Source organism: Caulobacter sp. D5 (genome assembly GCF_003185805.1).
Lineage (GTDB): Bacteria > Pseudomonadota > Alphaproteobacteria > Caulobacterales > Caulobacteraceae > Caulobacter.
Map to the genome: position 1 here is coordinate 1 of NZ_QHJY01000355.1, position 5,033 is coordinate 5,033.

Genomic DNA, 5,033 nt, shown 5'->3' on the forward strand with positions numbered 1-5,033 from the left:
TGCAGCGCCGGGGCCGGCTCGGCGGCCGACACGACGGGCGCCGGCGGCGGCTCGGGCACGACCAGGTCCTCGACCGGCTTGGGGGCCGGACGGGCGGGCTCGTCGGCCAGGATCTTCTCCAGGCGGGCGCTGACGCCGGCGGCGGCCAGTTCGGTGGCGCTGGGACCGTCCTCTTCCGGGACGACCGGGGTCAGCGGCGTGACGATCGAGCCCGCCGCGCGCTCGGCGACGGCCTTATCGCCCTCCAGGCGCGTCGAGACGGCGGCCGGGGTCTGCTTGGGAATGGCGCAGGTCGCGTCGTAATCGACCTTGGGCCGCAGCACCGGGCTGGGCGCGGGCACCCAGTGGCCGTCCGGCGGGGTCAGGAACAGGGTCTTCTCAGCGGCGCGGCGACGCACCAGGGCGTCGATGACGATCCGCTCGCCCTCGAAGTCGGCCTTGCGCCACATCTCCATGGCGCAGGCGGCCTGCAGCAGCGAGCCCTCGTTGATCCGGCGCAGCACGCCCGAGCGCACGAAGTTCTCGGTCCCGATGTTGAACGCAAAACAGGTCAGGGCGTCGAACTGGTTCTGGTTCAGCGGCGCGTAGCTGTTTTCGTTCACCGCGTGAGCCACGGTGATCAGGTCGTAGAGCAGCAGGGCCTCGGCGTCCTGTTCCGAGACGGTCGCGCCTCCCCGGGCGGTCAGGGTATGCCCATAGCCGATCGTCCAGCGCCCGTCGGGCAGCTGGGCGGCTTTCTGCCGATAGCCTTCGAACCTCTTGATGAGATCGACGGCGGCGCGGGAGACCTGATGACGCGGCTTCATCGCGAGTTGACCCAATTTGAAACGCAGGCGGATGCCCTCGCCCGGTCCCGCGCAAGACCGGCGCCGTTTCTTAAGGTTCAGGTAAGGAAATTTGCACGAGCCCCGGCCCGCTTGGGATCAGTTGAACAGCAGCGCCGCGATCAGCAGCACCGAGAAGAAGCCCGCGAAGTCGGTCAGGAAGGTCACGAAGATCGACGACGACACCGCCGGATCCCGGCCCATCTTCTCCAGCGCCAGCGGCGCGAGGATGCCGCCGACGGCGGCGGTGAAGATGTTGGCGACCAGGGCCAGGGCCACGGTCAGGGACAGTTTCGGATTGTCATAGAACACATAGACCGCCGCCCCCATCACGATCGCCAGGGTCAGGCCGTTCATGACGCCCACCAGCAGCTCGCGGGTGATGATCCGCGAGGCGTTGGCCGCGGTCAGCTCCTTGCTCGACAGCGCCCGCACGGCGACCGCCAGCGTCTGGGTGCCGGCGTTGCCGCCCAGCGACGAGACGATCGGCATCAGCACGGCCAGGGCCACCAGCTTGGAGATCTCTTCCTGGAAGAGCGCGATGCCGGAAACCGAGATCGTCGCCGTCAGCAGATTCAGCAGCAGCCACGGCAGGCGCGAGCGCACGATCTCCACGACGCTGGCGTCGCGGCCGACGTCCGACACGTTGGCCAGGGCGAGGATGTCTTCCTGCGCCTCTTCGCGGATGACGCCGACGATGTCGTCGACGGTGATCTGGCCCACCAGCCGCCCGCCGGCCTCCACGACCGGGGCGCTGATCAGGTGATACTTGTCGAAGATGTAGGCCACCTCCTCCTGGTCCATGTCGACGGTGATCTCGGTCACCGGCTCCATGATCTCGGCCAGGGGGGTCTCCAGCTTGCTGGTCAGCAGCAGGCTGATCGGCAGGGCGCCGACCGGGGTGAACGACGGGTCCACCACATAGACGTCGAAGAACAGCTCCGGCAGGCTCTCGCCCGACTGGCGCACGTGCTCGATCGTGTGGCCCACGGTCCAGAACTGCGGCGCGGCCAGGAACTCGCGCTGCATCAGGCGGCCGGCGGTCTCGTCCTCATAGGACAGCGTCGTCTCGATGGCCGCCCGGTCGGTCTCGCCCATGGCCGCCAGCACCTGGAAGCGCTTGGTGTCATCCAGGTCGTCGATGACGTCGGCGGCGTCGTCGGTGTCCAGTTCCTCCAGCGCGCGAGCCAGGGTGACCGACGGGGTCGCCTCCAGCACCTCCTCGCGGATGTTGTCCTCCAGCTCGGCGATGATCTCGCCCAGGGCCTGGGGATCGAGGACCGGGATGACCTCCTCGCGATAGGCGGCCGAGAGGAAGCCCATCAGGTCGGCGACGTCGGCGGGATCCAGCGCCCCGACCAGCTCGGACAGGCGCGCGGTGTCCCCGCGATCGGCCGCGTCGACCACCATCTCCACATAGTCGGGATTGAGGGCGTAATCGTCGCCGAGCGCCAGGTCCTCGAGATCCTCGACGACTTCGGGCTCGGGAATGGAGAGGGCGTGGCGCGCGTCTTCGCTCAGGTCGGCTGTTTCCCGGGTCATGGGGACCTCCTGAAGTGCGCGCGCGTGATCCGAATGATTGAAAGCCTAAGCTCGGCGGGCGGTTGCCCGGAAACCTTGGCCGAAAAATGGTTAGAGCGCGGAAGGCGATTCGGAAACCGATGCCTGCCGCGCTCTACGCAAGTTCACCTGGTGCGGTCGAGAAGACTCGAACTTCCACGGGTTGCCCCACAGCGACCTCAACGCTGCGCGTCTACCAATTCCGCCACGACCGCTCGTGGTGAGGCGCGGCAGGTAGCAAACTGAATCGGCTTTGGGAAGAGGCGACTTACAAGATGTCGATCATTGCGACGTCATGGCCGGGTTTATCTGGGGATAGCCTTGCGCTTCCGCAGCTTTTCGGGCGGCTCCTTGGCGAACTGCAGGATCAGACCGTCCCGAACAAAGCGCCCCGTGACGGGCACGGCGGGCATCGAACTCAGACCGCCCCGCGCATAGCCGAAGGAAATCCGGTCACCCTCGATCCAGGCCGGGAACACCCTTGCTCCATTACACTCGCCCTGACAGATCTCGAACGCGACGGTTGGCTTGGGACCCGTTCGGACCGTGACCCGATAGCCCACCAGATCGCCGGCCTCCTCGACATACCGCACATTGTCGTAATGGCCGGCGTAGTCGGGCGCGGCCATCGCCGAGCCGGCGACCGAAAGCAGCGCGACGACGAGCATGGAGCGAAGCAAAGCCATGACCCGCAGCTTGGCCGTGAAGCCGCGCGCGAGCAACGCGCCTTAGGCGCCGCCGGCCATGTAATCGTAGACGTCGGCCGGGCCGGTCACCTGGATGGCGATGCGATCGTCGTTGATCTGGATTTCGCCCCGGGCGATCGGGTGATTGTTGGCCAGGATCCAGACCTCGTCGTTGGTCTTGGCGTCCAGCGGGATCACCGCGCCGCGGCCCATGCGCAGCAGTTGCTGCATCGGCAGGATCGACCGGCCGAGCAGAACGGAGATCTCGACATTGACGGCGTTGACCTGGCTCACGAACTAAGGCCCCTGGAACTGAAATTGCCGATGGCGGAAAAGCCCGCGCCTCGGCTCATGCAAGACTAAGGCCGCATGCTTGATCGCCCGTTAAACCTTGAAGATAAAGACCTTCCCGATTTGTCGCGCCCCGACGGGGCACCGGCGGGGTGGGCGGTTTCGACCGGCTACGTGCCCTACCCGGCAGCCGTTGCCGCCATGGAGGCCCGCGCGGCCGCCATCGCCGACGGTACGGCGGGCGAGCTGATCTGGCTTCTGGAGCATCCGCCCCTCTATACCGCCGGCGTCTCGGCCAAGACGTCCGACCTGCTGGAGCCCGAGCGCTTCCCCGTCTTCGAGAGCGCCCGCGGCGGCCAGTTCACCTATCACGGCCCCGGCCAGCGCGTGGCCTACGTCATGCTGGATCTCGCCCAGCGCGGGCGCGACGTGCGGGCCTTCGTCGCCGCGCTGGAGGCCTGGATCATCGACGCCCTGGACGCCTTCAACGTCGTCGGCGAGATGCGCGAGGGGCGCGTGGGCGTCTGGGTCGAGCGCAAGGGCCCAGGCTGGTCGCGCGAGGACAAAATCGCCGCCATCGGCGTCAAGCTGCGCCGCTGGGTCAGCTTCCACGGGATCAGCCTGAACGTGGAGCCCGACCTGTCGCACTTCTCGGGCATCGTGCCCTGCGGCCAGACCGAGCACGGCGTCACCAGCCTCGTCGACCTTGGCCTGCCCGTCACCCTCGACGAGGCCGACGAGGCCCTGAAGGCCAGTTTCCGCAAGGTGTTCGGGGCCGTGGAGGACGCCGAAGCGCCGATCTAGATCGCGGGGGCCTTCAGCGGCGGTTGGCCATAGCGGTTGGCGCCCTGCTCGCCGCCCATGACGCCCAACTCGATGATCGCCCAGACCAGGACGATGGCGAAGGCGAAATCCAGGAAGTGCTGCGGGGTCGGCCAGACAGCGACCATGGCCGCCAGCACCAGGGCCGCCCACCAGCCCGACCGGCCGCGATCGTGCAGTCGCTTGGACAGCACGCAGGCGCCCGAATACAGCAGGGCCGAATAGACCAGCCAGCCGGTCAGCAGCCGCAGCACGTCGCCGGCGATGGCCTCGTACAGCACGGCCACGCCGATCAGCACGGCCGAGACGATCAGGAACGGCGTGCGCGCCAACCTGCCCGTGGAGGACAGGAACAGCTCCGCCCAATCGATCCGACCGTTCATGCTCGCCAAGGCTCCGCGACTCTCTTCGAGCGGAACCTAGGCGCAGCCGGCCCGATGCGGAAGTCGCACAGGCGTCACACCCTCAGGCGAAAGCCTCGGAAGCCGCCAAGGCCCGACCAAAGAATGCTCATCCGAACTCGACCAGCACCTGGTCGGCGGCCACCGGATCGCCGGCCTTGGCGTTGACGGCCTTGACGACGGCGTCGCGCTCGGCGCGGAGGATGTTCTGCATCTTCATGGCCTCGAGCACGCAGACGATCTCGCCCTCGCGCACCTGCTGGCCGATCTCGACATCCATCGAGACGACGAGCCCCGGCATCGGCGACAGCACCAGCTTGGACGTATCGGCCGGCGCCTTGGCCGGCAGCTTCTCGTGCAGCTCGGCGCTGCGGGCGGTGAGCACGAGCACCCGGGCCTTGGCGGCGCGGTGGCGGATGGTGAAGCCCTCGGCCGCCGGGGCGACCTCG

At 67.8% G+C, this 5,033-nt stretch carries 6 protein-coding genes, 1 tRNA gene and 1 pseudogene; 1 reads left to right on the forward strand and 7 read right to left on the reverse strand.

Going from position 1 to position 5,033, the window contains the following annotated elements; genetic code table 11:
* The 5 genes and pseudogenes from spmX to DMC18_RS20790 form a co-directional block, all read right to left on the reverse strand.
* Nucleotides 1–806, reverse strand: a pseudogene (gene spmX, locus DMC18_RS20770) (lysozyme-family localization factor SpmX); the annotation flags it as partial.
* A 117-nt stretch (nt 807–923) separates the two neighbouring features.
* The gene (mgtE, locus tag DMC18_RS20775; protein ID WP_110121017.1) at nt 924–2,366 is read right to left on the reverse strand and encodes a magnesium transporter; all 1,443 of its coding nucleotides are present in this window, start codon (nt 2,364–2,366) and stop codon (nt 924–926) included.
* Nucleotides 2,367–2,514: 148 nt separating this feature from the next.
* A tRNA-Leu gene (locus DMC18_RS20780) sits at nt 2,515–2,599 on the reverse strand.
* 90 nt (nt 2,600–2,689) lie between these two features.
* Nucleotides 2,690–3,106 carry a hypothetical protein gene (locus tag DMC18_RS20785; RefSeq protein ID WP_110121016.1) on the reverse strand — a complete coding sequence of 139 codons (417 nt, stop codon included), beginning with the start codon at nt 3,104–3,106 and terminating at the stop codon, nt 2,690–2,692.
* Nucleotides 3,107–3,112: 6 nt separating this feature from the next.
* Nucleotides 3,113–3,364 carry a FliM/FliN family flagellar motor switch protein gene (locus DMC18_RS20790; protein WP_058349571.1) on the reverse strand — a complete coding sequence of 84 codons (252 nt, stop codon included), beginning with the start codon at nt 3,362–3,364 and terminating at the stop codon, nt 3,113–3,115.
* A gap of 75 nt (nt 3,365–3,439) precedes the next feature.
* On the opposite strand from DMC18_RS20790, the gene lipB reads away from it, so the two are divergent.
* A complete protein-coding gene (gene lipB / locus DMC18_RS20795) occupies nt 3,440–4,165 on the forward strand; it encodes a lipoyl(octanoyl) transferase LipB (protein ID WP_110121015.1) in 726 nt (241 codons plus the stop codon).
* Here the strand turns inward: lipB and DMC18_RS20800 are convergent.
* Both DMC18_RS20800 and DMC18_RS20805 read right to left on the reverse strand, forming a co-directional pair.
* Entirely contained in the window at nt 4,162–4,566 is a 405-nt protein-coding gene (locus tag DMC18_RS20800) for a DUF805 domain-containing protein (RefSeq protein WP_110121014.1), read from the reverse strand. The genes lipB and DMC18_RS20800 overlap by 4 nt on opposite strands.
* 127 nt (nt 4,567–4,693) lie before the next feature.
* A partial coding sequence (locus DMC18_RS20805) for a biotin/lipoyl-containing protein (RefSeq protein ID WP_304539032.1) occupies nt 4,694–5,033 on the reverse strand: 340 nt, incomplete at its 5' end.